Genomic DNA, 23,114 nt, shown 5'->3' with positions numbered 1-23,114 from the left:
CAGGTACGGGCCGAAGGCCGCCCCGTGGAGCCACCGATGCGCGGTGCGCGCCGTTGCACCTCTCGCCATATGCCGTGGATGCCGCTTATGCGTCGTCCGGTATCCGCAGAGAGAGGGAACCGCGCTCCGATGAACACGCATCGCACCCCCCGCCGCCTCGTCGGCCGGGCCGCGACGGCCGCCGCCCTGGCGACCGCGCTCGGCCTGGGCGCCGTCCACACCGCGACCGCCGCCGCCCCGACCACCGCACCGCTCACCGGCCGGCCCGTCGGCCTCGACGGCGGCTGGCACCGGGACGGGCTGCATCTGACGGCCGCCGAGAACAAGAAGGTGGACGGCTTCGTCGCCCGCGCCCGGCGGGCCGAGCGCACCATCAGCCCCGAGGTCCGGGCGGCCGCCAGGATCAGCCATGCCGAGCTGGTCGGCTTCGACCAGCGGCTGAAGTCGCCGGACTCGCTCAAGCGCAAGGTCGCCACCCGGCTGCGGGAGACACCGGGGCAGACCGTGGACGCGGCGCTCCGCACGATCAATGACGCGGTCCGCTTCACCCTCCAGTGGCCGGCCGGCACCTACAGCCAGGGCGTCCACACCGCGGCCGGGCTGCTGTCCACCTGGGGCAACGACTCCACCCGCTGGACCAACACCTGGCACCGGCCCGCCGGCTACAAGGCGGTCAACTCCGTCTGGCGCGCGCCCCGGTCCGGCCAGCTCTTCGAGGTCCAGTTCCACACCCCCGAGAGCAAGGCGGCACAGCTGGAGACCCACAAGCTGTACGAGGAGCAGCGGCTGCCCGGCACTCCGCCCGCGCGGGTGCGGGAGCTCCAGGAGCAGCAGAACGCGATCTTCGCGGCGGTGCCGGTGCCGCCGGGCGCCGAGCGGCTGACCGCCCCGGCCCGCCGGCTGCCGTCCCCGGACCCGGCACGCCGGCTCCCCGCACCGGCCCACGCCCCCGTCGGCTGACGGACCGGTCACCGGGCCCCGGGAGCGCGGCTTCGCAGCGGCGGCCCGCCGGATGCACCGACGGGCCGCCAAGGACGTTCGGCGGGGCCGCGAGCCGGCCCCACCCTGGGCGCTCACCGGCCGCCGCCGGGCGGGAGCTACCAGCCCGCGCCGGCCGGCTGCCTGGTGGTCGCGTTGAGCCGGTTGAAGAGGTTGGTGATGCCGATCGTCAGGATGATCGCCGAGAGCTGACGCTCGTCGAAGTGGTCCGCGGCGGCGTCCCAGAGGTGGTCCGGCACCGGGTCGGAGCTGTCGGCGAGCCGGGTGGCCGCCTCGGTGAGCGCCAGGGCGGCGCGCTCGGCGTCCGAGAAGTACGGCGCCTCCCGCCAGGCCGCCACCGCGAACAGCTGATCGTCGCTGACGCCCGCCTTCCGGGCGCTCTTCACTCCCCCGTCGACGCAGAAGCTGCATCCGTTGATCTGGCTCGCGCGCAGATGGACCAGCTCCAGCGTCGCCTCCGGCACCCCGCCCCGGCGGGTCGCCCGGACCACGTCGAGGAGCGGCTGCATGGCCTCGGGCAGGACCACCGCGGGGTTCTTCATCCGTGCTTCCATCGCTGCTCTCCTTAAAAAAAATCCGTCGTCACCGCACTGACGGATCCCGGCCGGAGAGTGTGACCGCGGCGCCGGGAAATCTTTCCGGGCGCCGCAGGAGCACGGACGGGGCCGGTCCCGGACCTCCCGTCCGGTGGCCGGCCCCGGAGTCAGGCCTTCGGGGCGACCTTGCTCAGCCCGTTGATGATGCGGTCCATCGCGTCGCCGCCCGTGGGGTCGGTGAGGTTGGCGAGCATCTTGAGGGTGAAGCGCATCAGCAGCGGGTGGGTCAGTCCGCGCTGGGTGGCGATCTTCATGACCTTGGGGTTGCCGATGAGCTTCACGAAGGCGCGGCCCAGCGAGTAGTAGCCGCCGTAGGTGTCCTTGAGGATCTTCGGGTAGCGCGCCAGGGCCAGTTCGCGCTGCGCGTACGTGGCACGGGCGTGCGCCTGCACGATGACCTCGGCGGCGATCGCACCGGACTCCATCGCATAGGCGATGCCCTCGCCGTTGAACGGGTTGACCAGCCCGCCCGCGTCACCGACCAGCAGCAGGCCCCTGGTGTAGTGCGGCTGGCGGTTGAAGGCCATGGGGAGCGCGGCGCCGCGGATCGGTCCGGTCATGTTCTCCGGCGTGTAGCCCCAGTCGGCGGGCATCGAGGCGCACCACGCCTTGAGGATCTCGCGCCAGTCCAGTTCCTTGAACGCGGAGCTGGAGTTGAGGATGCCGAGGCCGACGTTGCTCGTCCCGTCGCCCATGCCGAAGATCCAGCCGTAGCCGGGCAGCAGCCGGTCCTGGGCGCCGCGGCGGTCCCACAGTTCCAGCCAGGACTCCAGGTAGTCGTCGTCATGGCGGGGCGAGGTGAAGTACGTACGGACGGCCACGCCCATGGGGCGGTCCTCGCGCCGGTGCAGGCCCATGGCCAGCGAGAGCCGGGTGGAGTTGCCGTCGGCGGCGACGACGAGCGGGGCGTGGAAGGTGACCGGGGTCTTCTCCTCGCCGAGCTTGGCGTGCACACCGGTGATGTGGCCCGTCAGCTCGTGGACGATCGGCGCGCCCACGTTGCAGCGCTCGTACAGCCGCGCCCCGGCCTTCTGCGCCTGCCGCGCCAGCTGCTCGTCGAAGTCGTCGCGCTTACGGACCAGTCCGTAGTCCGGGTACGAGGCCAGCTCCGGCCAGTCGAGCTGGAGCCGGGAGCCGCCGCCGATGATCCGCAGGCCCTTATTGCGCAGCCAGCCCGCCTCCTCGGAGATGTCGATGCCCATCGCGACCAGCTGCTTGGTGGCGCGCGGGGTCAGCCCGTCGCCGCAGACCTTCTCGCGCGGGAACGCGGTCTTCTCCAGAAGGAGCACATCCAGACCGGACTTGGCGAGGTGATAGGCGGTGGCCGAGCCGGCCGGCCCGGCACCGACGACGATCACATCCGCGCTGTGCTCCGATCGGGCGGGGGTCACGGAATCGGTCACGGACGCGGATTCGGTCACGGCGCTGTCTCCCGGAAGTCGATATCTGGATATCTGGGTGCCGACCGGCACTGGGCATGTGCAGTCTATGGGGGCCTTGGTGATCAGAACCTGAAGGGTTGTCCCCCATGAAGTCTGTGCACACACCACTCCCCTCGGTCGAACTGCGGGTGCCCACCGACGAGGACGCGAGGCACTGGCACCAGGCCTTCAGCCACCCGGACGTGATGGAGTTCCGCGGTGGCGCCCCCGCCGAACTCTCGGAGTACGACGAGCTCACCGCCCGTCAGCGCCGGCACCACGCCGAGCTGGGCTTCTGCCTGTACACCCTGGTGGACCCGGCGGACGGCGCGGTCATCGGCTTCACCGGCGCCCAACCCTGGCCGCACGACTGGGGACCGGCGGGCGAGATCGAGATCGGCTGGCGGCTCGACCGCGCGTACTGGGGCAAGGGCTACGCCACCACTGCGGCGCAGGCGGCGCTGGAGTCCGTACGGGCGGCCGGGGTCCGTCATGTGGTGGCGATGGTGGCCGCCGCGAACGAGCGGTCGCTCGCGGTGACCCGGCGGCTGGGGATGCGCCGGGCGGAGACGGTGATCACGCCGAACGGGCAGCGTACGGCGTATTGCCACCGGCTGGATCTGTGAGGCCCTGGAACGAACGGGAAAGGGCGCTGCGGAATTCCTCGGCAGCGCCCTTCCGCTCATCGGCAGAGAAGTGCCCTGCCCACGGTGGGGAATGCGGCGCCGTCGTCAGCCCTCGGCCGGCCGGCGTCCCCGGTGCAGCGCCACGACGCCGCCGGTCAGATTGCGCCAGGCCACCTCGGTCCAGCCCACGCCCTGGAGCCGGGCGGCGAGTTCGGGCTGGTTGGGCCAGGTGCGGATGGACTCGGCGAGATAGACGTAGGCGTCCGGGTTGCTGCTGACCGCGCGGGCGACCGGCGGCAGCGCCCGCATCAGATACTCGGTGTAGACCGTCCGGAACGGCGCCCAGGTCGGCTCGCTGAACTCACAGATCACGACCCGGCCGCCCGGCTTGGTGACCCGGTACAGCTCCGCCAGCGCGGCATCGGTGTCCTGGATGTTGCGCAGCCCGAAGGAGATGGTGACGGCGTCGAACACCGCGTCCGCGAACGGCAGCCGGGTACCGTCACCGGCCGTGAACGGCAGCCACGGGTGCCGCTTCTTGCCCTCCCCCAGCATGCCGACGGAGAAGTCGCACGGCACCACATACGCACCGGTCCTGGCGAACGGCAGTGAGGAGGTGCCGGTACCGGCCGCGAGGTCGAGCACCCGCTCGGCGGGCCGTGCGGCCACCGCACGCTCCACCTCCTTGCGCCACAGCCGCGCCTGCCCCAGGGAGAGCACGTCGTTGGTGAGGTCGTACCGCGCCGCCACGTCGTCGAACATCGCGGCGACTTCGTGCGGCTGCTTGTCCAGGGATGCTCGGGTCACCCGGCCATTGTCCACCGTGCCGGGGCCGGGGACCGCACCGGGCACGCCCCGGAACGCCCGCCGTCAGCGGCGGCGGTACACCAGACGGCCGGCGAGGACGGTGGCCAGACAGCTGCCGTCCTCGGCGAAGACCGCGAAATCGGCCGCGCCACCCACCGTCAGCGCACGGGGGCGGCCGCCGGGCGGCTCCGCGAGCCCGGACCGCTGGACGGCCGTGCGGACCGCGGGCCGGGTGAACGGCCCGGTCAGCGCCGTCGTCCCGGCGGCCAGCAGACGCTGAAGACCACGACGGGCGCTGGCGCCCCAGCGGGTCTCGGTCATCCCGAGGGCGGCGAGCGCCTCGCCGGTGAGCGGCTCGCTGCCGAGCTCGTCGGCCTCGCGCGGGTCGGGGTGGTAGGCGGACTCCAACAGCGCGGCGCCCTCGGGCTCGTACCGGCCGGGAGTCAGCACACCGTCCCACTCCCGGACCCGCGCCTGACCGCCGTAGGCCGCCCACAGCTCCTCGTACGGGCCGATGGCGGCGAGACGGGCGCCGTCGACGAGGACCGCGTACCCGGCGAGCGGCTCCCCGTCATGACCGGGCCGGACTCCCCGGACCCGGTGAAGTGTCAGCATCCGCGGCTCAGTTGGCGTCGACCAGCTTCAGTTCCGGATGGGCGGTGCCGCCCTCGATCGCCGTCGACGACAGATGCGAGACGACCTTGTCGTCGACCGGGTCGTTGGCCGGGTCGTCGTGCACGAGCAGGTGCTCGTACGTCGTCGCGCGCTGCGCCGGGACCCGGCCCGCCTTGCGGATCAGGTCGATGATCTCCGTGCGGTTGGAACGGTGCTTGGCGCCGGCCGAGGAGACCACGTTCTCCTCCAGCATGATCGAGCCGAGGTCGTCCGCGCCGTAGTGCAGCGACAGCTGACCGATCTCCTTACCGGTGGTCAGCCACGAGCCCTGGATGTGCGCGACATTGTCGAAGAAGAGCCGCCCGATGGCGATCATGCGCAGGTACTCGAAGAGGGTGGCCTGCGTCCGGCCCTTCAGGTGGTTGTTCTCCGGCTGGTAGGTGTACGGGATGAAGGCGCGGAAGCCGCCCGTACGGTCCTGGACGTCACGGATCATCCGCAGGTGCTCGATCCGCTCGGCGTTGGTCTCGCCGGTGCCCATCAGCATCGTGGAGGTCGACTCCACGCCCAGCTCATGGGCCGTCTCCATGATCTCCAGCCAGCGCTCGCCGGACTCCTTCAGCGGGGCGATGGCCTTACGGGGACGCGCGGGCAGCAGCTCGGCACCGGCACCCGCGAAGGAGTCCAGGCCGGCGGCGTGGATGCGCTGGATGGCCTCCTCGACGGACACCTTGGAGATCCTGGCCATGTGCTCGACCTCGGAGGCGCCGAGGGAGTGGATGACCAGCTGCGGGAAGGCCTTCTTGATGGCGGAGAAGTGCTCTTCGTAGTACTCGACGCCGTAGTCCGGGTGGTGGCCGCCCTGGAACATGATCTGGGTGCCGCCCAGCTCGACGGTCTCCGCGCAGCGCCGCAGGATGTCGTCGAGGTCGCGGGTCCAGCCCTTGGCGGTGTCCTTGGGCGCGGCGTAGAAGGCGCAGAACTTGCAGGCCGTCACGCACACATTGGTGTAGTTGATGTTGCGTTCGATGATGTACGTCGCGATGTGCTCGGTGCCGGCGTAGCGGCGGCGGCGGACGGCGTCGGCGGCCTTGCCCAGCGCGTGCAGCGGAGCGGAGCGGTACAGGTCGAGCGCTTCCTCCGGCGTGATGCGGCCGCCCTGCGCGGCGCGGTCGAGTACGGACTGGAGGTCGGCGTTCTCGGTCACCGGGGCGTCCCTTTCGCAGGCGGGCATCACGAACTGAACCAGCGTACGTCAGGGGTACGACACCCCCGCCGCCCGGCCGGGCGACCGCCCGTGGCACATCCGGGGAGGGGAGGCCACGGCCGGGCTCAGGAGTACCGGGCGTACCCCTTCGCCTCGGCAGTGGGTGCCGTGCCGCGCCACCGCTCGCTAACGGGCGGCCGCCGGCTCCAGCAGCTCCACCGTCACATCCGCCGGGAACCCGGTCGTCGGCCCGACCCGCCGGGCGAATTCCGCGACACCCTTGAGCTGCGCGGGCCCGAAGCGGAAGTCCAGCGTGGTGAAGTAGCGCTCCAGAACCGGTTCGTCGAAGGTCTCCCAGCGGGCCGCCTGCTCGGCGACCTTGGTGACCTCCTCCAGCGACAGATCACGCGAGGCGAGAAACGCCTCGTGCACCTTCTGCACCACGGCCGGCTCGCGCTCCAGGTATTCGCGCCGGGTCGCCCAGACGGCGAAGACGAACGGCAGACCCGTCCAGTCCTTCCACATCTGGCCGAGGTCGTGCACCTCCAGGCCCAGCCGCGGCCCGTCGTGCAGATTGGCGCGCAGTGCGGCATCGCCGATCAGCACCGCCGCGTCCGCCTCCTGCATCATCAGCCCCAGGTCCGGCGGGCAGGTGTAGTAGTCGGGCCGCACCCCGATCTTCTCGGCGAGCAGCAATTGGGCCAGCCGTACGGACGTCCGCGAGGTCGAGCCGAGCGCGACCCGGGCGCCGTCCAGCTGGTCCAGCGGCTTCTGCGAGACGATCACGCAGGACATCACCGGGCCGTCACAGCCGACGGCGAGGTCGGGGAAGGCGACGAGGTCGTCGGCGGCCCGCAGGAATTCGACGAGCGTGATCGGCGCGATGTCGAGGTCCCCGCGGACAAGCTGCTCGCTGAGTTTCTCCGGCGTGTCCTTGCTGAGATCCAGATCGAGCAGGGTGCCCGTACGGGCCAGGCCCCAGTAAAGGGGCAGGCAGTTCAGGAACTGGATGTGGCCCACTCGCGGCCGGCTGCGACGGCGGCCGGCGTCGGCTCCCGCGGGTGCGTCTCCGAAGGTTGAATTGTCCACATGCGGAGGCTAGACCTGTCTCCCCAGGGGCAGCGCGGCGGGTCGCCGTATGGACGTTAGTGCGGTCGGTTAAACGTGATCTTTGGCTCTTCCGCCTCAGGAGCAGCACATGCTACGCTCAGCGCAAGTTGCAGTTTGGTTTCCCTTGCAGTACAGAGCCTGCGGAGCATGTGACCCCGCAGGCTCTTGTAGTTTCAGACTTCTTTGCAGGTTCTGGAGCAGGGCAACCCTTTGGCCCAAGGAGGGCTTATGGCTACCGGAACCGTCAAGTGGTTCAACGCTGAAAAGGGCTTCGGCTTCATCGCCCAGGACGGCGGCGGCCCGGATGTCTTCGTCCACTACTCGGCGATCAACGCCTCTGGCTTCCGCTCCCTGGAGGAGAACCAGCAGGTGAACTTCGACGTCACGCAGGGCCCGAAGGGTCCGCAGGCGGAGAACGTCACGCCGGTCTAAGTTGCCCGGCCCGGAATTTCTTCCAGGTCGCCCCTAAGCAGTACCCAAGGAGCCTCGCTCCGCCACTTCGGTGGCGAGCGGGGCTCCTGCCTTTTCGCCGCCGACACGCGCACCGCCACGAATGGCGGACACATGAATTCTTGCCGTCCGGCGCATGACACACCCGAATGCCGCACGCATTAGGGAATTCTTCCGCCAATGACCGCGGATTCGCAGGCCGCCTCGACTCCCGGCCGGGCGAACCGCAGGGGAAGAAATACCCGGATTCCCCTGCCGGGCGTGCCGCCCGCCCCGCGTCCCCCCGGCAGCGCCCTCCCCTGGCCCGCCCGGCCCACCGCGCACCTGGGGGCGCGCACAGCGCCGACGCAACTCCGTACCGAAGCGATCACGGAAAGTGGTCACATCGGAACATGACCCGGCATACCGTGGGCAGAATGAGCGAGCACTTGCCCCCGCAGAAGCCCTGCCCCGACTGCGCCGGCAGAGGCACCGTGGACTGGGAGACGCCGACCGGCGACCGCGTCACCACACAGTGCTCCGGTTGTGGCGGCACCGGAACCGTCCTGGCATAGAGGAGGCAGAGGCGACATGGCGGCCTCCAGTAGGCACGGTAAGCCGGTCGGCCTGGACGAGCAGGACGTCGGCAAGCTGCCGTGCTCGACCTGCGGGATACGGTCGATGAAACTGCCCGGCCAGCAGGGCGGGTTGTGCATCCCCTGCTACGCCGACGAATGCGCGGTCGCCGGGCGGCGCGCGGCGACCGCCGGATCCTGGGTCGCCGCGAGTTTCGTGGGCGACCCGTGCCTGGCCTGCGGGTCGCGGTCCGTCGACGCCAACGGCTGGGCGTTCTGGTGCAACACCTGCGATATGCAGACGGCCGTGGCCCTGCCGCCACGCTGAGAAGACCCGGACAACTCGCCCCGGAACAGACACCCTTGACCGGCCCCTGGGGGGGGACGACGCGCCGACGGCCACAGGTTCGTCCGGTGGAAGTCAGCCAGATGCCGTGGCACGGCATCGCACGTCAGACCCCGTGCCACCTCCCCCACAGAGGTGACACGGGGTTCCAGTTTGACGCGCCGAGGGCTTTTGCTCCAGACCGGGGGTCACCTGCTTTCGTAAAGGGCCGCTATGTCTTTGGCGAAATCGCGGGCCACCGCGGCCCGGCGGAGCTTCAGGGACGGGGTGAGGTGCCCGGTTTCCTCACTGAAGTCCACCGGGAGGACCGCGAAGCGGCGGATGGATTCGGCTCGGGAGACCAGTTCGTTGGCGTCGTCGACGGCGCGCTGGATGTCGGCCAGCAGGCGCTCGTCGCGGACCAGGCGCTCGGGCGGCAGGTCCGGTTTCTTGTTCATCTGGCGCCAGTGCGCGAGCCCGTCCGGCTCCAGGGTGATCAGTGCGGTGATGTAGGGGCGGTTGTCGCCGATGACCATGCACTGGCCTACGAGAGGGTGCGACCGGAGACGGTCCTCCAGAGGGGCCGGGGCGACGTTCTTGCCGCCCGTCGTCACGATGATCTCCTTCTTGCGGCCGGTGATCGTGAGGTAGCCGTCCGGGTCGAGAGCCCCGAGGTCACCGGTTGCCAGCCAGCCCTGGTCGGTGACGGGGCGGGCCGCGCCGAGGGCCGCGTCCCAGTAGCCGGAGAACACGTGGTCGCCGTGGATCAGGATCTCGCCGTCGTCGGCGATGCGTACGGCCGTACCGGGGAGCGGCCAGCCGACCGTGCCGATACGGGGCCGGAGGGGCGGGGTGACGGTCGTGGCGGCGGTGGTCTCCGTCAGGCCGTACCCCTCGAAGATCTCGATGCCGGCGCCGGTGTAGAACGCGGCGAGGCGGCGGCCGAGGGGGGAACCGCCGCAGAGGACGTGGCGCACCTTGCCGCCGAGGGCGGCCCGGATGCGGCGGTAGACGAGGGGATCGTAGAGCTTACGGGCGCCCTTGAGGGCCACGCCGGGGCCCGGGCCCGTCCCGTGCTCCTTGGCCTCGACGGCCTCGCCGTAGGAGCGCGCGACACGGACCGCGCGGTCGAAGGAGGCGGCCCGGCCCATCTTCTCCGCGGTGGCCCGTCCGGTGTTGAAGACCTTCTCCAGGACGTACGGGATGGCCAGCAGGAACGTCGGCCGGAAGCCCGCCAGGTCGGCGAGGAGATCGTCGGTCCGGATGCTGGGGGCGTGCCCGAGGCGGACACGGGCGCGCAGACAGCCGACCGCGACCATCCGGCCGAAGACATGGGAGAGCGGCAGGAAGAGGAGGGTGGCGGCGGGCTCCTCGCTGACCGACTTGAAGACCGGGTGCAGCAGCTCGACGGCGTTGTCTACCTCGGCGAAGAAGTTGGCGTGGGTGAGGGCGCAGCCCTTGGGACGGCCGGTGGTGCCGGAGGTGTAGATGAGGGTGGCGAGGGCGTACGGGCCGGTGGCGGCGCGGCACTGGTCGACCGCCTCGTCCGGTATGTCGCGGCCCGCCGCGACGAGTTGGGGGACCGCGCCGGTGTTGAACTGCCAGAGGTGGTCCAAGGCGGGGAGTTCGGCGCGGAGGCCGCTGATCAGACGGGCCTCGTCGACGCCTTCCACGACGCAGGCGCGGGCGCCGGAGTCGTGCAGGATCCACTGCGCCTGGTGGGCGGAGGACGTGGGGTAGAGCGGGACGGTGACCAGGCCGGCCGCCCAGGCGGCGAAGTCGACGAGGGTCCACTCGTAGGTCGTACGGGCCATGATCGCGAGCCGGTCACCGGGGCGGAGGCCGGACGCGAGCAGGCCCTTGGCGACGGCGCGTACCTCTGCGGCGAACTCCGCGGCGCTGATGTCGCGCCAGATACCGCTGGGCTGCTTACGGGCGAGCACGATGTCGCCGGGGGCCTCCTGGGCGTTGACGAAGGGGAGGTCCCCCAGCGAGCCGCTGCGTACGGGCGGGGCCAGCGGAGGGACGTAGACCTCGCGGACCGTGCCGTCGACCAGGGTTTTCTGCGGCTCGGTGAGGGTGGGGGTGGGGGTGGAGCTGGGTGCGGTGAGTGATCCGGTGGGTGCACTTTCCTGGTGGGACACGAGCGGCTCCTCGTCGTTCCTGTGCGGGTTTGCCGGTGGCTGGGCGCCGTTCGCCTACGGCTTGTGGGTGGCGGGTCGGAGGGGACGCCCGGTACCCCGTCCTCGGCGCGGGCGGCCCTGGTCCCAGAAGTTGGGAGCCCCGGCGTTCGCTCCGGTCCTGCGGGCGGGGCACCGGACATCCCCTCCAACCACCGTGCGTGCGCGGCCCTCCCGCCGTACCGATGACCGTTACGGCGGCCGTGCAGCGGCACCCCTTGGCAGGCATCTGGCCGAGCTGTCCGCCGCAGCTTGGGCGCGGGCCGAGGTGGTCTGTGACGGGCGGTGCCACCGTCCGGCAGCCGGCAACGCTGGACGGTCGGAGGGGATGTACCGGGGCCCGCCCGCAGGACCGGAGCAAACACCGGGGCAATCAAACGCACGCAGCCGCGTCGCCCGCGCCGAGGACGGGCCCCGGTGCGTCCCCTCCGGCCCCCGCGGCACCCACAGACCCCGCAACGGCACCAGCCACCACGGCGCCGCACCAAACGACGTACGGCGCCCCCTTAGGGGCGCGGGGAACGGCGCGCCCAGCCACACCCCACCCGCAGACAAACACGAGACCCACCAAGGCCCCCGCCGGGCAGCAAACGCATCCTCGACCCAGCTCCTGACCCGGAAGTAACCTTACTTCGAGGTAAATCTAAGCGAGGACCGGGAGTTGGCCAATACCCCGGCACCACCTTCGTGCCGTCAATGACGGAGCCGCCCCGGCCCCGGAGGACCGGGACCGGGGCGGCAGTCGGCGCGTGGGCCGGGTCAGCGCCTGGCGCAGGAGCGGCTCTCGTGGTCGACGAGGCCGCCGGGCACCCAGCGTTCTCCACCCATGAGCTGGTTGAGGCCCATCCAGGCGAAGTTCATCATCGTGGCCGCGGTGTCCTTGGCCGACGGATGCTCAGGGTCGCCCGAAGCCCCTTCGTCCGTACGGACATTGGCCCACTCGGCGAGTGACTCGGCCGCGCCGACCAGCGCGTGCGCGAGGCCGGCGACCTCCCGTTCGACCAGTTCGCCGACGCAGCCCGCCTCCTTTGCGGCTGCACCGAGCAACTCCGTGACGAACGCGACGATTTCCGCCCGCAGCGCGGCCACTTCGCGCGCGAACGGCTCACCGTGCGTCCGCGCCTGCTGGTGGAGTACGGCCCAGCCGTACGGATGCTCGGCGGTGTGCGCGAAGAAGCCCTTCAGGCCGCTGCACAGCTGCCGGTCGGCCGCCGCCCCCGGCTCGACGGCCGATGTCACGGCCGCCACCAGCGCCGCCGACTCCCGCCGGATCACCGTGTTGAACAGGTCTTCCTTCGAATTCAGGTAGAGATAGACCAGCGGCTTGGAGACTCCGGCCAGTTCGGCGATCTCGTCCATCGAGGCCGCCCGGTATCCGCGCCGCGCGAAGGTCAGCACCGCCGCGTCCAGCATCTGCTGTTCCCGGACGGCGCGCGGCACCCGCTTGCTCTTCACAGCTCCCACCCCAAATGTCCCTCCATCCCGCCCCTTTACTGCAAAGTAAGTTTACGATCTTCGCTTCCCACCCCTCGCCTCTTGACGCGTTTCGGCTATAGCGAGACGATACGTCTCGTCGCGCCACTCGGTGAGGCGACGCCCTTGTCCACATCACCTGGAGGACCCCATGCAGCAGTTCATCGAAGCCGCCCCCGAGGTCCGCCTGTGGACCGAGCAGCGCGGTGCCGCCGACGCGGCCCCGCTGCTGCTGATCATGGGTGCCCAGGCGAGCGGCCTCGGCTGGCCGGAGCCGCTGGTCGACGCGCTGGCCGCGCACCACCGGGTCGTCCGCTACGACCACCGCGACACCGGCCGCTCCACCTGGTCCTTCGAGGAACGGCCGTACCGGATCGCCGATCTCGCCGATGACGTGATCGCGGTCCTGGACGGGCTGGGCATCGACCGGGCCCATATCGTCGGCATGTCATTGGGCGGCATGCTCGCCCAGATGGTGCTCGCCGACCACCCCGACCGACTGCTCAGCGCCACTCTCATCAGCACCATGGCCCTCAGCACCACCCACTGCACCCGCCCCGACGGCAGCACGGTCCCGGCCGACGCACTGCCGGGCATCTCGCCCGAGGTCCTGGAGCTGTGGTCGCGTCCGGTCGAGGAGCACGGCCCGGCGGCCGAAGTGGAGCGCCGGATCGAACACTGGCGCGTACTCGCCGGTGACCGGCTCCCCTTCGATGACGACTACTTCCGCGCCTTCGAGCACCGGGTCATCGCGCACACGGGACACCACCGGGTGGGCACCGCACACGGCCGTGCGGAGCACGACGGCATGCTCCGCACGGACCAGCTCGCCCGGAACGAGGTACCGGCCCTGGTGGTCAGCGCACCCTCCGACCCGGTCTTCCCGCCGCCGCACGCCCAGCACCTGGCCCAGTGCATCCAGGGCGCGGGGTTCGTCGAGATCCCGGGCATGGGACATGCGCTCCCGCCCGCCGTCCACGCACCACTGGCCACCGCGATCCTGACCCACACGGGAGCGGTGACGGTGGCCTGAAACCGGCCCCGCCGGTCCGCGGACAGCGGGCACATACGGCTGTGCCCCGGCCTTTCCGTGAGGCCGGGGCGCAGTCATGGGGACGGCTCGGAACGCTAGGCGGCAGCCGGTGCCGGTACGGAGGCGGTTGCTTCCGCTTCCTCGGCGGCGGCCGTGTCCGGGGAGATGCTCCGCGCCCCGTTGTACGCGTCGCGGTCGAGGAGCTTCTCCCGGGCGGAGACCAGGATCGGGATAACTGCCTGACCGGCCACGTTGGTGGCGGTGCGCATCATGTCCAGGATGGGGTCGATGGCCATCAGCAGGCCGACGCCCTCCAGGGGGAGGCCCAGGGTGGAGAGGGTCAGCGTCAGCATGACCGTGGCGCCGGTCAGGCCGGCGGTGGCGGCGGAGCCGATGACGGAGACGAAGGCGATCAGGAGGTAGTCGCCGATGCCCAGGTCGACGTTGAAGATCTGGGCGATGAAGATCGCGGCGATCGCCGGGTAGATCGAGGCGCAGCCGTCCATCTTGGTCGTCGAGCCGAACGGCACCGCGAAGGAGGCGTACTCCCGCGGCACGCCGAGGCGCTGGGTGACCTGCTGGGTGACCGGCATGGTGCCGACCGAGGAGCGGGAGACGAAGGCCAGCTGGATGGCGGGCCAGGCGCCGCGGAAGAACTGGAGCGGGTTGACCTTGGCGACGGTCGACAGCAGCAGCGGGTAGACGCCGAAGAGGACGATCGCGCAGCCGACGTAGATGTCGACGGTGAAGGTCGCGTACTTGCCGATGAGGTTCCAGCCGTACGTCGCGATCGCGTTGCCGATGAGGCCGACGGTGCCGATCGGGGCGAGGCGGATGACCCACCACAGGGCCTTCTGGAGCAGCTCCAGCACCGAGCGGCTGAGCGCGAGGACCGGCTCGGCCTTCTCGCCGAGCTGGAGCGCCGCGATACCGGCGACGGCGGCCATGAAGACGATCTGGAGGACGTTCAGCTCGGTGAACGGCGTGATGATGTCGGTGGGGACGATGCCGGTCAGGAAGTCGATCCAGGAGCCCGCGTGGTCGGGGAGCTTGCCGTCCTTGGGGGTCAGGCCGGTGCCCGCGCCGGGGTTGCTGAGCAGGCCGATCGCCAGGCCGATCGCGACCGCGATCAGCGAGGTGACCATGAACCACAGCAGGGTGCGGGAGGCGAGCCGGGCGGCGTTGTTGACCTGCCGCAGGTTGGTGATCGACACCAGGATCGCGAAGAAGACCAGCGGCGCCACGGCCAGCTTCAGCAGCTGCACGAAGAGGTCGCCGATGTGCTGAAGCGTGGTGGTGAGCCAGCCGACGTCACCGCTCTTGGCGACCCAGCCGAGCAGCACGCCCAGGGCCAGGCCGGTAAGGATCTGCACCCAGAACGGGATCTTGGGTATGCGGGAGGACGTGGGGCGCTGCGGCGCCGGTGCGGACTCGGAAGTCTCGGCGGACGGGGACAAGGGACACACTCCGGGGACAGGTCAGGCGTCAGGGACGGCGAAAAGAAGCGCCAGGGACTCAAGCGGCTGCGGAGCAGCAGCGTTGCGGGCCTCTCCCGCCCGGAGGGGTGGGGAGAAGGATCTCCGGCCGCTGGAGGAGAGAGGTCAGCGGCGGCAACAGGCCGCGGACATACAGCGGCAGAGATCGACATGCAGGCGCGCCACGAGCGGAGTGCTCATGGGGGACGGAGGCGCGGCTGCTGTCTTCATGACACGAACGTTAACACTTGAACTTTGAGGAACCCAAAGAAAATCTTTGGGTTCTCGGCGCGGTCCGCGCACCGGACCCACCGTCAGAAACGCGACAGGCGCCCGCCCGTGGAGCGAAGTCCACGGCGACGGGCGCCTGTCGCGACGAAGCGGCTGTGAGGCGTGTTACATCACGGGGCCGGTGGCCCCCGGTGGGCGGCCTTACTTCAGGCCGTCCTCCTGGCCGGCGCTGGCCGCGAAGCGGGCACGCTGGCGGTCGACCTTGGGGGCGATCTGCTCGGCCATCGCGTCCCGCTGCTTGCGCAGCAGCACGAAGCTGAGCGGCGCGGAGATCACGATGGCGAGCAGCAGCAGCCAGAAGATGTTGGAGGCGCCGAGTCCGAGCGGAATCACATGGAGGTACGCCAGCACCCACACCACGGCGAACGAGGCGACGAAGAGGCCGAGGCGAAGGGCGGTGTAGCGGAGCGTGGCGAAGTTGTGGCTACTCACGGATGGGACCTTCTCCTCAACGGCAACCTAAAGGGTCTGCATCCAGTCAAGCACAGCGCTTCGGGCGATCTTCGCGGCCCCCGCCGCAGCCCGGTCCTGGCGCGGCCCGCCCCTCGCAGCGCCCGCCGGCCCGCCCGTCAGCCCAGATCCAGCCACATGGTGATGTCATCGCGGTAGTCGTCGTCCGCCACCCGGATCGCGCCGGGCACCCGGCCGACCTCCCGGTAGCCGCAGGCCTCGTAGAAGGGGCGGGCGCCGGAGCCGCCGCGGCAGGTGAGGCGGAGCGCGGTGACCCCCTCGACGGAGCGGGCGGCGTCGGCGACCGCCGTCATCAGCCGGCGGCCGGTGCCCCGGCCCTGGAGGGCGGGGTGCACCATGACGGTGTAGACCCACAGCCAGTGCTTCATCAGGCGGTGGGTGTTGGTGGTGAGGAACGCCGTGGCCAGCACCCGGCCGTCCGCGTCACGGCCCACCACCAGGCGCTGGCGCCCCTCGGCCATGGCCGTCAGATGCCTCCGCAGCTCCGGGCGGACGTCCTCGCGGGTCACCGGCGGGACGAACCCGACCGCGCCCCCGGCGTTGGAGACATCGGCCCACAACGCGCATATTCCGTCATGGAGTTCGGGGGTGACGGAAGGGTCCAGGTCGAAACGCACGTTCATGACCCGGACCCTAACGCTCCCCGCCGACGGCGCTCCCTAGCAGGTCAGACGCGCATCGGCTGCGGGGATTCGCGGCGGTCCGGGTCCGGGCCCGGGTACTCGCGGATGGCCTCGTAGCGGGTGTTGCGCTCGACGGGGCGGAAGCCGGCGTCGCGGATCAGCTCCAGCAGGTCCTCACGGGTCAGCTTGTTCGGCGTGCCGTAGTTGTCCGCGTCGTGCGTGATCTTGTATTCGACGACCGAGCCGTCCATGTCGTCCGCGCCGTGCTGAAGGGCGAGCTGGGTGGTCTGAAGACCGTGCATCACCCAGAAGCACTTCACGTGCGGGACGTTGTCGAAGAGGAGGCGGGAGACCGCGAAGGTCTTCAGGGCCTCGGCGCCGGTCGCCATCGTCGTCCGGGCCTGGAGCTTGTTGCGGACCTTGCCGTCCTGCATGTCGACGAAGTCGTGCTGGTAGCGCAGCGGGATGAAGACCTGGAAGCCGCCGGTCTCGTCCTGGAGCTCACGCAGCCGCAGGACGTGGTCGACGCGGTGGCGGGGCTCCTCGATGTGCCCGTAGAGCATCGTCGAGGGGGTCTTGAGGCCCTTTTCGTGGGCGAGGCGGTGGATGCGCGACCAGTCTTCCCAGTGGGTGCGGTGGTCGACGATGTGCTGCCGGACCTCCCAGTCGAAGATCTCGGCACCGCCGCCGGTCAGCGACTCCAGGCCGGCGTCGATCAGCTCGTCGAGGATCTCGGAGGCGGAGAGCCCGGAGATGGTCTCGAAGTGGTGGATCTCGGTGGCGGTGAAGGCCTTCAGGGAGACGTTCGGCAGCGCCTTCTTCAGCTCGCTGAGCGAGCGGGGGTAGTAGCGCCACGGCAGGTTGGGGTGGAGCCCGTTGACGATGTGCAGCTCGGTGAGGTTGTCGTTCTCCATCGCCTTGGCGAGGCGGACGGCCTCCTCGATGCGCATCGTGTACGCGTCCTTCTCCCCCGGCTTGCGCTGGAAGGAGCAGTAGGCGCACGACGCGGTGCACACATTCGTCATGTTGAGGTGACGGTTGACGTTGAAGTGGACGACGTCGCCGTTCTTGCGCGTACGCACCTCATGGGCGAGGCCGCCCAGCCAGGCCAGGTCGTCGGACTCGTAGAGGGCGATACCGTCCTCGCGGGTCAGCCGCTCCCCGGCGTGGACCTTCGCCTCCAGCTCGCGCTTGAGGCCCACATCCATCGACGCAGCCATCCGGTCGCCTCCCAGTCTCTGCCGTATCGGTGCCGTTCCTCCGGAGCCGGAAACGGGCTTCACCGAGCGTACTCCCCCGTAAGGGAGGCGGACGGAGCCCCCTGGCGCGCCCGTCCGCCCCGGTGGGTACCGGCGGCGCCCGGCGGCCTACTCGGCCTCTTCGGGCAGTTGGCCGACGCGGTTCTCCCACTTGGTGGAGAGCACGATCGTGGTGCGCGTACGGGAGACGCCCTTGGTGCCGGACAGCCGCCGGATGGTGCGCTCCAGGCCGTCCACGTCACCCACCCGCACCTTGAGCATGTACGAGTCGTCGCCGGCGATGAACCAGCAGTCCTCGATCTCTTCGAGGTCGCGCAGCCGCTGTGCGACGTCCTCGTGGTCGGTGGCGTCCGACAGCGAGATGCCCACCAGCGCCGTGACGCCGAGGCCGAGCGAGGCGGCGTCGACCGTCGCGCGGTAGCCGGTGATCACGCCGGCCGCCTCCAGGCGGTTGATCCGGTCGGTGACGCTGGGCCCGGAGAGGCCGACGAGCCGGCCGAGCTCCGCATACGAGGCCCGGCCGTTCTCGCGAAGTGCCTGGATGAGCTGCCTATCCACCGCGTCCATGCCCTCAAGCCTTCCAATCTTTACGCATATTCGTGTTCTGCATGTAGAATCTAAGGCATACAGGGCCTTGACCCTGCGAATCTTTCAGAGACGATCTCACAGGAGTTGTCACCGTGTACTCGATCGAGATGGCCTACGCCCGCATGCGCGAGCTTCAGGACCAGGCCAATCGTTCACGTGCCCACCGCTCCGCGGCACCGCGGACCCGGCGCCTCTTCGGCCGCGCCGCAGCGAAGCAGCGCTAAGGAGCCTCCGGGGCCTCCTCCACTTCCCTGGAGCCACCCCGCAGCTCCCCTTCCCACCGCCGGTACAGCCCGTGCGGCACCTCGGCCGCATCGAGCACCCGGCCCGCGACGAAGTCCACCAGATCCTGGATGTGCGTCGCCCCCGCATAGAACGCCGGTGAGGCGGGCAGCACCACGGCGCCCGCCTCGTCCAGCGTCACCAGATGCTTCAGCGTCGGCCCGTTCAACGGGGTCTCGCGCACCGCGACCACCAGCCGCCGCCGCTCCTTGAGCGTCACGCTCGCCACCCGCTGGAGCAGATCCTTCGAGAGCCCCAGCGCCACCCCGGCCACACACGCCGTGCTCGCCGGGACGATCAGCATCCCCTTCACCGGATACGAGCCCGACGAGGGCCCGGCCGCCAGATCCCCGGCCGGCCAGTACCGCACCTCCGCCAGGTCCGCCTCCGTCACCGGAAACGTCGCCGGCTTGCCATCGGCTCCGCGCGCCAGCCATTCCCGCAGGTCGGCGCGCCAATGAGCGTCCCGGAAGGCGATGCCCGTCTCGTCCAGGAGGGTCAGCCGCGACGCCCGGCTGACGATCAGGTCCACCGCCTCCCCGGCGGCGAGCAGCCCGCGCAGCACGGACGCGGCATACGGCGTCCCGGACGCGCCGGAGATCCCCACGACCCACGGACGTCGGCGGCCGGGGTCCTGCTTACTGGTGTCGTTGTGCGGCGGCTCCACGCATCGAGCCTATCCGGCGGAACCACGGACCCCCTCACGGCCGTTCCTACCTGTGCGCCCCTCGCGGACCTCCGCCGGGGGCCGCCCACCGGGGGACGAGAAGGGACGGCCGGAGATGACCTCACGCGCGAAGCCCGCGATCTGCCTGATGCTGGGCTGGGTGGCCCTGCTCTGGCTGCTGGAGGGCGTCGACTTCGCCACCGGCGGCGCGCTGGACACCTTCGGGATCACACCGCGCGAACCCGCCGAGCTGGCCGATGTCGTGCCCGCCGCCTTCCTGCACTTCGGCTTCGGCCATCTCGTGGCGAACACCCTGCCGTTGCTGCTGCTCGGCCTGGTCGCCGCGCTGCGCAGCGGGGTGCGCCGCTTCCTCGCCGTCGCCGCGCTGATCATCCTCACCAGCGGACTGGGCGTCTGGTTCACGGCCGCGCCGGACAGCAACACCGCGGGCGCCTCCGGAGTCGTCTTCGGGCTCTTCGGCTACCTCCTGGTGCGCGGCTTCATCGAGCGCAAACTCCTCGACATCGGCATCGGCCTGGTGGTGGGCGTGCTCTACGGCTCGATCCTGTGGGGCGCGCTGCCGACCGACAGCGGCATCAGCTGGCAGGGGCATCTGTTCGGGCTGATAGGCGGGGTGCTGGCGGCCTTCGTCTTCCGGGTGCGCGCTCCCGGCGCCCTGCCCGCCGCCGATGTCCGACCCATCGCATAGCCTCGATCCGAACGGGAGCCGCGGGGCCGCCGCACGGCCGCCGCGTGCCACACGGCGCCCAAGGCGCCACGCAGTAACACGGGGTGAGCACAGCATGTCCGACTACCACCAGCCCGGATACGGTCCACCGGCCGGCGGACCACAGCAGCCGTACGGGGCACCCCAGCAGGGCTGGCCCGGCGCGCCGCAGCCGGGCGCGCCACAGCCCGGCGGCTACGGCTACCCCGGCACCCCGCAGCCCGGCTACGGCCCCCGGCCTCCCGCCCCTTCGTCCGGCCCCGCGATGTGGTCCCACCTCGGCGCGCTGCTGACCATCACCGCGGGCACGATGATGTGCTGCGGCCTGGGCGCCTTCCTCGGCTGGATCTACCCGCTGTCCCTGCGCGGCAACGACCGCCACCAGCACGACCCGTACATCCGCCACCACGCCACCCAGGCCGTGAACTACGGCATCACCCAGGCCATCATGGCGGCCTTCGGACTGGTGCTGTACGTCGCCAGCGCCTTCACCTTCGCCGCGGTCGCCACGGAAGAACAGCGCAACAGCTCCGGCCTCGCGGTCCCCCTGATCACCGTGATCGTCATCTTCGCCGGCTACGCCCTCGCCGGCGTCATCTGCGCAGTGATCGCCACGGTCAAGGCAACCCGCGGCGAACTGTGGACCTATCCCCGCCTGATCGCCTGGCCCCTCAGCAAGGGCTGAGCGACCGTCAAGAGGGGCTGACCGCACGAAGGCTGAACGCTGCCGAGAACGACTGAGCGACCGTCAAGCCCGAGCACACCGCAAGGAACTGATTACTCTACGTAATCGTTGCCGGATAAAAGGAGGCAGCAGGCACGGCGGGGGCAGCCGCACAGCACGGCCGGGACCGCCTCCGCACCGCCCGCGCCAGACCGTCAGCCCGCGCCAGACCGCCAGAGCACCCGCCCGCGCCAGACCGTCAGAACGCCCGCCCGGTGCCAGACCGTCAGGCCGCCAGCCCCCGCACCAGCAGATCCAGCAGCGCACACACAAACAGCGCGATCCCGATGAAGCCGTTGACCTGGAAGAACGCCCGGTTGAGGCGGGTCAGGTCATGGGGCTTGACGAGGGTGTGCTCGTACAGGAACGCCGCCGCCACGATCACCAGGCCCAGCCAGAGGAAGACCCCCGCGCCGGTGGCCACGGCGTACCAGGCGAAGAGGCCCGTCGTGACGAGGTGGCAGCCGCGCGCGCCCCAGATCGCGGCCGGGATACCGAAGCGGGCCGGGACGGACTTCACGCCGATCTCGCGGTCGGTGTCCACGTCCTGGCAGGCGTAGATCAGGTCGAAGCCGCCGATCCAGATGCCGACCGCGAGACCGAGGATCACCGCCTCCCAGGACCAGGTCGCACTGATCGCGAGCCAGGCGCCGACCGGGCCCATCGCCTGGGCGAGTCCGAGGATCGCCTGCGGGAAGTTGGTGAACCGCTTGCCGTACGGATAGACCACCATCGGCACCACGGCGAGCGGCGCGAGCACCAGGCACAGCGGGTTCAGCAGGGCGGCGGCGCCCAGGAAGACGACGAGCGCGATCAGCGCGCCGGTCCATGCGGACTTCACCGAGACCGCGCCGGTGACCAGTTCCCGTTGCGCGGTGCGCGGGTTACGGGCGTCGATCTCGCGGTCGATGATGCGGTTCGCGGCCATCGCGAAGGTGCGCAGGCCGACCATGGCGACGGTGACGAGGAGCAGCGGGCCCCACTGGATGCGCCGGCCGCCCTCCTCGTACATCGCGGTCAGCGCGGCGATGTAGGCGAAGGGCAGCGCGAAGACCGAGTGCTCGATCATCACCAGGCGCAGGAAGGCCTTGGTGCGGCCCGGCTGCGGGACCGCTGCGGATGCGCTGCTCACGAGAGGCCGTACTCCTTCCAGCGGCGGTCGACCAGCGCCGCCGTCCGCGGGTCGGACTCGACCATCTCGGGCCAGCCCCCGTCCCTCGTATAGCCCTCCTCGGGCCACTTCTTCGTCGCGTCGATGCCCGCCTTGCCGCCCCAGAACTGCTGGTAGGAGGCGTGGTCGAGATGGTCGACGGGACCTTCGACGACGGTGAGGTCGCGGGCGTAGTCGGTGTTGCCGAGCGCCCGCCACGACACCTCGTGGAGGTTGTGCACATCGCAGTCCGCGTCCACGACCACGATCAGCTTGGTCAGCGACATCATGTGCGCGCCCCAGATGGCGTGCATGACCTTCTGTGCGTGCTTGGGGTACTTCTTGTCGATCGAGACGATCGCGCAGTTGTGGAAGCCGCCGGACTCGGGGAGGTGGTAGTCCACGATGTCCGGGACGATGATCTTGAGGAGCGGCAGGAAGAAGCGCTCCGTCGCGCGGCCCAGCGGGCCGTCCTCCGTCGGCGGCCGGCCGACCACGATCGACTGGAGCAGCGGCCGCTTACGCATGGTCACACAGTCGATGGTCAGCGCCGGGAACGGCTCCTGCGGCGTGTAGAAGCCGGTGTGGTCGCCGAACGGGCCCTCGGGCAGCATCTCGCCGGGCTCCAGCCAGCCCTCGATGACGACCTCGGCGTTCGCCGGAACCTGGAGCGGGACGGTCTTGCAGTCGACCATCTCGATCCGCTTGCCCTGGAGGAAGCCCGCGAAGAGGTACTCGTCGATGTCGCCGGGCAGCGGCGCGGTGGAGGCGTAGGTGACGGCCGGGGGGCAGCCGAAGGCGATGGCGACCGGCAGCTTCTCGCCGCGCTGGGCGGCGACCTGGTAGTGGTTGCGGCTGTCCTTGTGGATCTGCCAGTGCATGCCGATGGTGCGCTTGTCGTGGCGCTGGAGGCGGTAGAGGCCCAGGTTGCGCACCCCGGTTTCCGGGTGCTTGGTGTGCGTCAGCCCCAGGTTGAAGAAGGAGCCGCCGTCCTCGGGCCAGGTGAACAGCGCCGGGAGCCGGTCCAGATCGACGTCGTCGCCCCGGAGCACGACCTCCTGGACGGGCGCGTCCTTGACCTTCCTGGGCGGGACGTGCGTCATGCCGGCGAGCTTGCCGAACGCCTCGCGCACGCCGACGAACCCGTGCGGCAGCTCCGGCTTGAGCAGACCGCCGATCTTGCCGCTGATGTCCTCGTACGCCTTGAGGTCCAGCGCCTTCAGCAGGCGGCGGTCGGTGCCGTAGACGTTCATGGCGAGCGGCATCGCCGAGCCCTTGACGTTCTCGAAGAGCAGCGCCGGGCCGCCGGACTTCTGCACCCGGTCCACGATCTCGCCGACTTCCAGATACGGGTCGACCTCGGCCTTGATGCGCTTGAGGTCGCCTTCCCGCTCGAGCGCGCGCAGGAACGAGCGAAGATCGTCATAAGCCATGCGTTCCAGTATCGGGTACGCACTACCC

General features: G+C 70.4%; 25 protein-coding genes. 9 read left to right on the top strand and 16 right to left on the bottom strand.

The window, feature by feature from the left end; translation table 11 throughout:
* Positions 1–129 precede the first annotated feature (129 nt).
* Positions 130–960: an ATP nucleotide 3'-pyrophosphokinase gene (locus TU31_RS17990; protein ID WP_042155730.1), complete on the top strand. Its 831-nt coding sequence runs from the start codon at positions 130–132 to the stop codon at positions 958–960.
* A gap of 137 nt (positions 961–1,097) precedes the next feature.
* Here the strand turns inward: TU31_RS17990 and TU31_RS17985 are convergent, their stop codons facing one another.
* On the bottom strand, positions 1,098–1,553 hold the full coding sequence (locus TU31_RS17985) for a carboxymuconolactone decarboxylase family protein (RefSeq protein ID WP_042155728.1): 456 nt from the start codon (positions 1,551–1,553) through the stop codon (positions 1,098–1,100).
* A 149-nt stretch (positions 1,554–1,702) separates the two neighbouring features.
* The gene (locus TU31_RS17980) at positions 1,703–3,049 is read right to left on the bottom strand and encodes a geranylgeranyl reductase family protein (RefSeq protein WP_349632529.1); all 1,347 of its coding nucleotides are present in this window, start codon (positions 3,047–3,049) and stop codon (positions 1,703–1,705) included.
* Between the two features lie 74 nt (positions 3,050–3,123).
* Between TU31_RS17980 and TU31_RS17975 the strand changes: the two genes are divergently transcribed.
* On the top strand, positions 3,124–3,642 hold the full coding sequence (locus TU31_RS17975; RefSeq protein ID WP_042155726.1) for a GNAT family N-acetyltransferase: 519 nt from the start codon (positions 3,124–3,126) through the stop codon (positions 3,640–3,642).
* Positions 3,643–3,747: 105 nt separating this feature from the next.
* Here the strand turns inward: TU31_RS17975 and TU31_RS17970 are convergent, their stop codons facing one another.
* From TU31_RS17970 to TU31_RS17955, 4 genes are all read right to left on the bottom strand, one after another.
* Positions 3,748–4,449, bottom strand: a complete 702-nt coding sequence (locus TU31_RS17970; protein WP_042156591.1) for a demethylmenaquinone methyltransferase — start codon at positions 4,447–4,449, stop codon at positions 3,748–3,750.
* 63 nt (positions 4,450–4,512) lie between these two features.
* Positions 4,513–5,064, bottom strand: coding sequence for a hypothetical protein (locus tag TU31_RS17965; protein ID WP_042155724.1), 552 nt, complete (start codon positions 5,062–5,064; stop codon positions 4,513–4,515).
* A 7-nt stretch (positions 5,065–5,071) separates the two neighbouring features.
* Positions 5,072–6,271, bottom strand: a complete 1,200-nt coding sequence (mqnC, locus tag TU31_RS17960; protein WP_042155722.1) for a cyclic dehypoxanthinyl futalosine synthase — start codon at positions 6,269–6,271, stop codon at positions 5,072–5,074.
* 186 nt (positions 6,272–6,457) lie between these two features.
* Positions 6,458–7,360 carry a menaquinone biosynthetic enzyme MqnA/MqnD family protein gene (locus TU31_RS17955; RefSeq protein ID WP_078885844.1) on the bottom strand — a complete coding sequence of 301 codons (903 nt, stop codon included), beginning with the start codon at positions 7,358–7,360 and terminating at the stop codon, positions 6,458–6,460.
* 249 nt (positions 7,361–7,609) lie between these two features.
* Here TU31_RS17955 and TU31_RS17950 point away from each other — a divergent pair, with 249 nt between their 5' ends.
* The 3 genes from TU31_RS17950 to TU31_RS17945 all read left to right on the top strand — a co-directional run bounded on the left by TU31_RS17950 (position 7,610) and on the right by TU31_RS17945 (position 8,713).
* A complete protein-coding gene (locus TU31_RS17950; RefSeq protein ID WP_003984261.1) occupies positions 7,610–7,813 on the top strand; it encodes a cold-shock protein in 204 nt (67 codons plus the stop codon).
* Positions 7,814–8,247: 434 nt separating this feature from the next.
* Positions 8,248–8,385 (top strand): hypothetical protein, encoded by a 138-nt coding sequence (locus TU31_RS38680; RefSeq protein WP_158092640.1) that lies wholly within the window; start codon positions 8,248–8,250, stop codon positions 8,383–8,385.
* Between the two features lie 16 nt (positions 8,386–8,401).
* Positions 8,402–8,713, top strand: a complete 312-nt coding sequence (locus TU31_RS17945) for a hypothetical protein (protein WP_042155717.1) — start codon at positions 8,402–8,404, stop codon at positions 8,711–8,713.
* A 206-nt stretch (positions 8,714–8,919) separates the two neighbouring features.
* Here TU31_RS17945 and TU31_RS17940 read toward each other — a convergent pair whose 3' ends face one another.
* Together TU31_RS17940 and TU31_RS17935 are read right to left on the bottom strand one after the other, a co-directional pair.
* Positions 8,920–10,854 carry an AMP-dependent synthetase/ligase gene (locus tag TU31_RS17940; RefSeq protein WP_042155714.1) on the bottom strand — a complete coding sequence of 645 codons (1,935 nt, stop codon included), beginning with the start codon at positions 10,852–10,854 and terminating at the stop codon, positions 8,920–8,922.
* Between the two features lie 795 nt (positions 10,855–11,649).
* Entirely contained in the window at positions 11,650–12,354 is a 705-nt protein-coding gene (locus TU31_RS17935) for a TetR/AcrR family transcriptional regulator (RefSeq protein ID WP_181018626.1), read from the bottom strand.
* Between the two features lie 160 nt (positions 12,355–12,514).
* On the opposite strand from TU31_RS17935, the gene TU31_RS17930 reads away from it, so the two are divergent.
* Entirely contained in the window at positions 12,515–13,396 is an 882-nt protein-coding gene (locus tag TU31_RS17930; RefSeq protein WP_042155711.1) for an alpha/beta fold hydrolase, read from the top strand.
* Between the two features lie 95 nt (positions 13,397–13,491).
* Here TU31_RS17930 and TU31_RS17925 read toward each other — a convergent pair whose 3' ends face one another.
* The 5 genes from TU31_RS17925 to TU31_RS17905 all read right to left on the bottom strand — a co-directional run bounded on the left by TU31_RS17925 (position 13,492) and on the right by TU31_RS17905 (position 18,082).
* Positions 13,492–14,853: a dicarboxylate/amino acid:cation symporter gene (locus TU31_RS17925; RefSeq protein ID WP_042155709.1), complete on the bottom strand. Its 1,362-nt coding sequence runs from the start codon at positions 14,851–14,853 to the stop codon at positions 13,492–13,494.
* A 450-nt stretch (positions 14,854–15,303) separates the two neighbouring features.
* The gene (locus tag TU31_RS17920) at positions 15,304–15,594 is read right to left on the bottom strand and encodes a DUF4229 domain-containing protein (RefSeq protein ID WP_042155707.1); all 291 of its coding nucleotides are present in this window, start codon (positions 15,592–15,594) and stop codon (positions 15,304–15,306) included.
* 137 nt (positions 15,595–15,731) lie between these two features.
* Positions 15,732–16,256 (bottom strand): GNAT family N-acetyltransferase, encoded by a 525-nt coding sequence (locus TU31_RS17915; protein ID WP_042155705.1) that lies wholly within the window; start codon positions 16,254–16,256, stop codon positions 15,732–15,734.
* A 44-nt stretch (positions 16,257–16,300) separates the two neighbouring features.
* Positions 16,301–17,464 carry an aminofutalosine synthase MqnE gene (gene mqnE / locus TU31_RS17910; RefSeq protein WP_042155703.1) on the bottom strand — a complete coding sequence of 388 codons (1,164 nt, stop codon included), beginning with the start codon at positions 17,462–17,464 and terminating at the stop codon, positions 16,301–16,303.
* A gap of 159 nt (positions 17,465–17,623) precedes the next feature.
* Complete coding sequence (locus TU31_RS17905; RefSeq protein ID WP_042155701.1) at positions 17,624–18,082, bottom strand: Lrp/AsnC family transcriptional regulator; 459 nt, start codon at positions 18,080–18,082, stop codon at positions 17,624–17,626.
* A 113-nt stretch (positions 18,083–18,195) separates the two neighbouring features.
* Here TU31_RS17905 and TU31_RS40270 point away from each other — a divergent pair, with 113 nt between their 5' ends.
* Positions 18,196–18,327 carry a hypothetical protein gene (locus TU31_RS40270; RefSeq protein ID WP_275451831.1) on the top strand — a complete coding sequence of 44 codons (132 nt, stop codon included), beginning with the start codon at positions 18,196–18,198 and terminating at the stop codon, positions 18,325–18,327.
* On the opposite strand, the gene TU31_RS17900 is transcribed toward TU31_RS40270, so the two are convergent.
* On the bottom strand, positions 18,324–19,052 hold the full coding sequence (locus tag TU31_RS17900; protein ID WP_042155699.1) for a UbiX family flavin prenyltransferase: 729 nt from the start codon (positions 19,050–19,052) through the stop codon (positions 18,324–18,326). The genes TU31_RS40270 and TU31_RS17900 overlap by 4 nt on opposite strands.
* Positions 19,053–19,167: 115 nt before the next feature.
* On the opposite strand from TU31_RS17900, the gene TU31_RS17895 reads away from it, so the two are divergent.
* Both TU31_RS17895 and TU31_RS40265 read left to right on the top strand, forming a co-directional pair.
* The gene (locus TU31_RS17895; RefSeq protein WP_042155697.1) at positions 19,168–19,761 is read left to right on the top strand and encodes a rhomboid family intramembrane serine protease; all 594 of its coding nucleotides are present in this window, start codon (positions 19,168–19,170) and stop codon (positions 19,759–19,761) included.
* Between the two features lie 94 nt (positions 19,762–19,855).
* Positions 19,856–20,464 (top strand): magnetosome magnetite crystal formation protein family, encoded by a 609-nt coding sequence (locus TU31_RS40265; RefSeq protein ID WP_042155695.1) that lies wholly within the window; start codon positions 19,856–19,858, stop codon positions 20,462–20,464.
* Positions 20,465–20,729: 265 nt separating this feature from the next.
* Here TU31_RS40265 and mqnP read toward each other — a convergent pair whose 3' ends face one another.
* Entirely contained in the window at positions 20,730–21,635 is a 906-nt protein-coding gene (mqnP, locus tag TU31_RS17885; RefSeq protein ID WP_042155693.1) for a menaquinone biosynthesis prenyltransferase MqnP, read from the bottom strand.
* The gene (locus tag TU31_RS17880) at positions 21,632–23,086 is read right to left on the bottom strand and encodes a menaquinone biosynthesis decarboxylase (protein WP_042155691.1); all 1,455 of its coding nucleotides are present in this window, start codon (positions 23,084–23,086) and stop codon (positions 21,632–21,634) included. The genes mqnP and TU31_RS17880 overlap by 4 nt, the downstream gene beginning before the upstream one ends.
* Positions 23,087–23,114: the final 28 nt, after the last annotated feature.

Origin of the sequence: Streptomyces lydicamycinicus, assembly GCF_000829715.2 — a bacterium.
Lineage (GTDB): Bacteria > Actinomycetota > Actinomycetes > Streptomycetales > Streptomycetaceae > Streptomyces > Streptomyces lydicamycinicus.
Note: the sequence above shows the minus strand (reverse complement) of the source record. Positions and strands in the feature narration are given on the sequence as shown.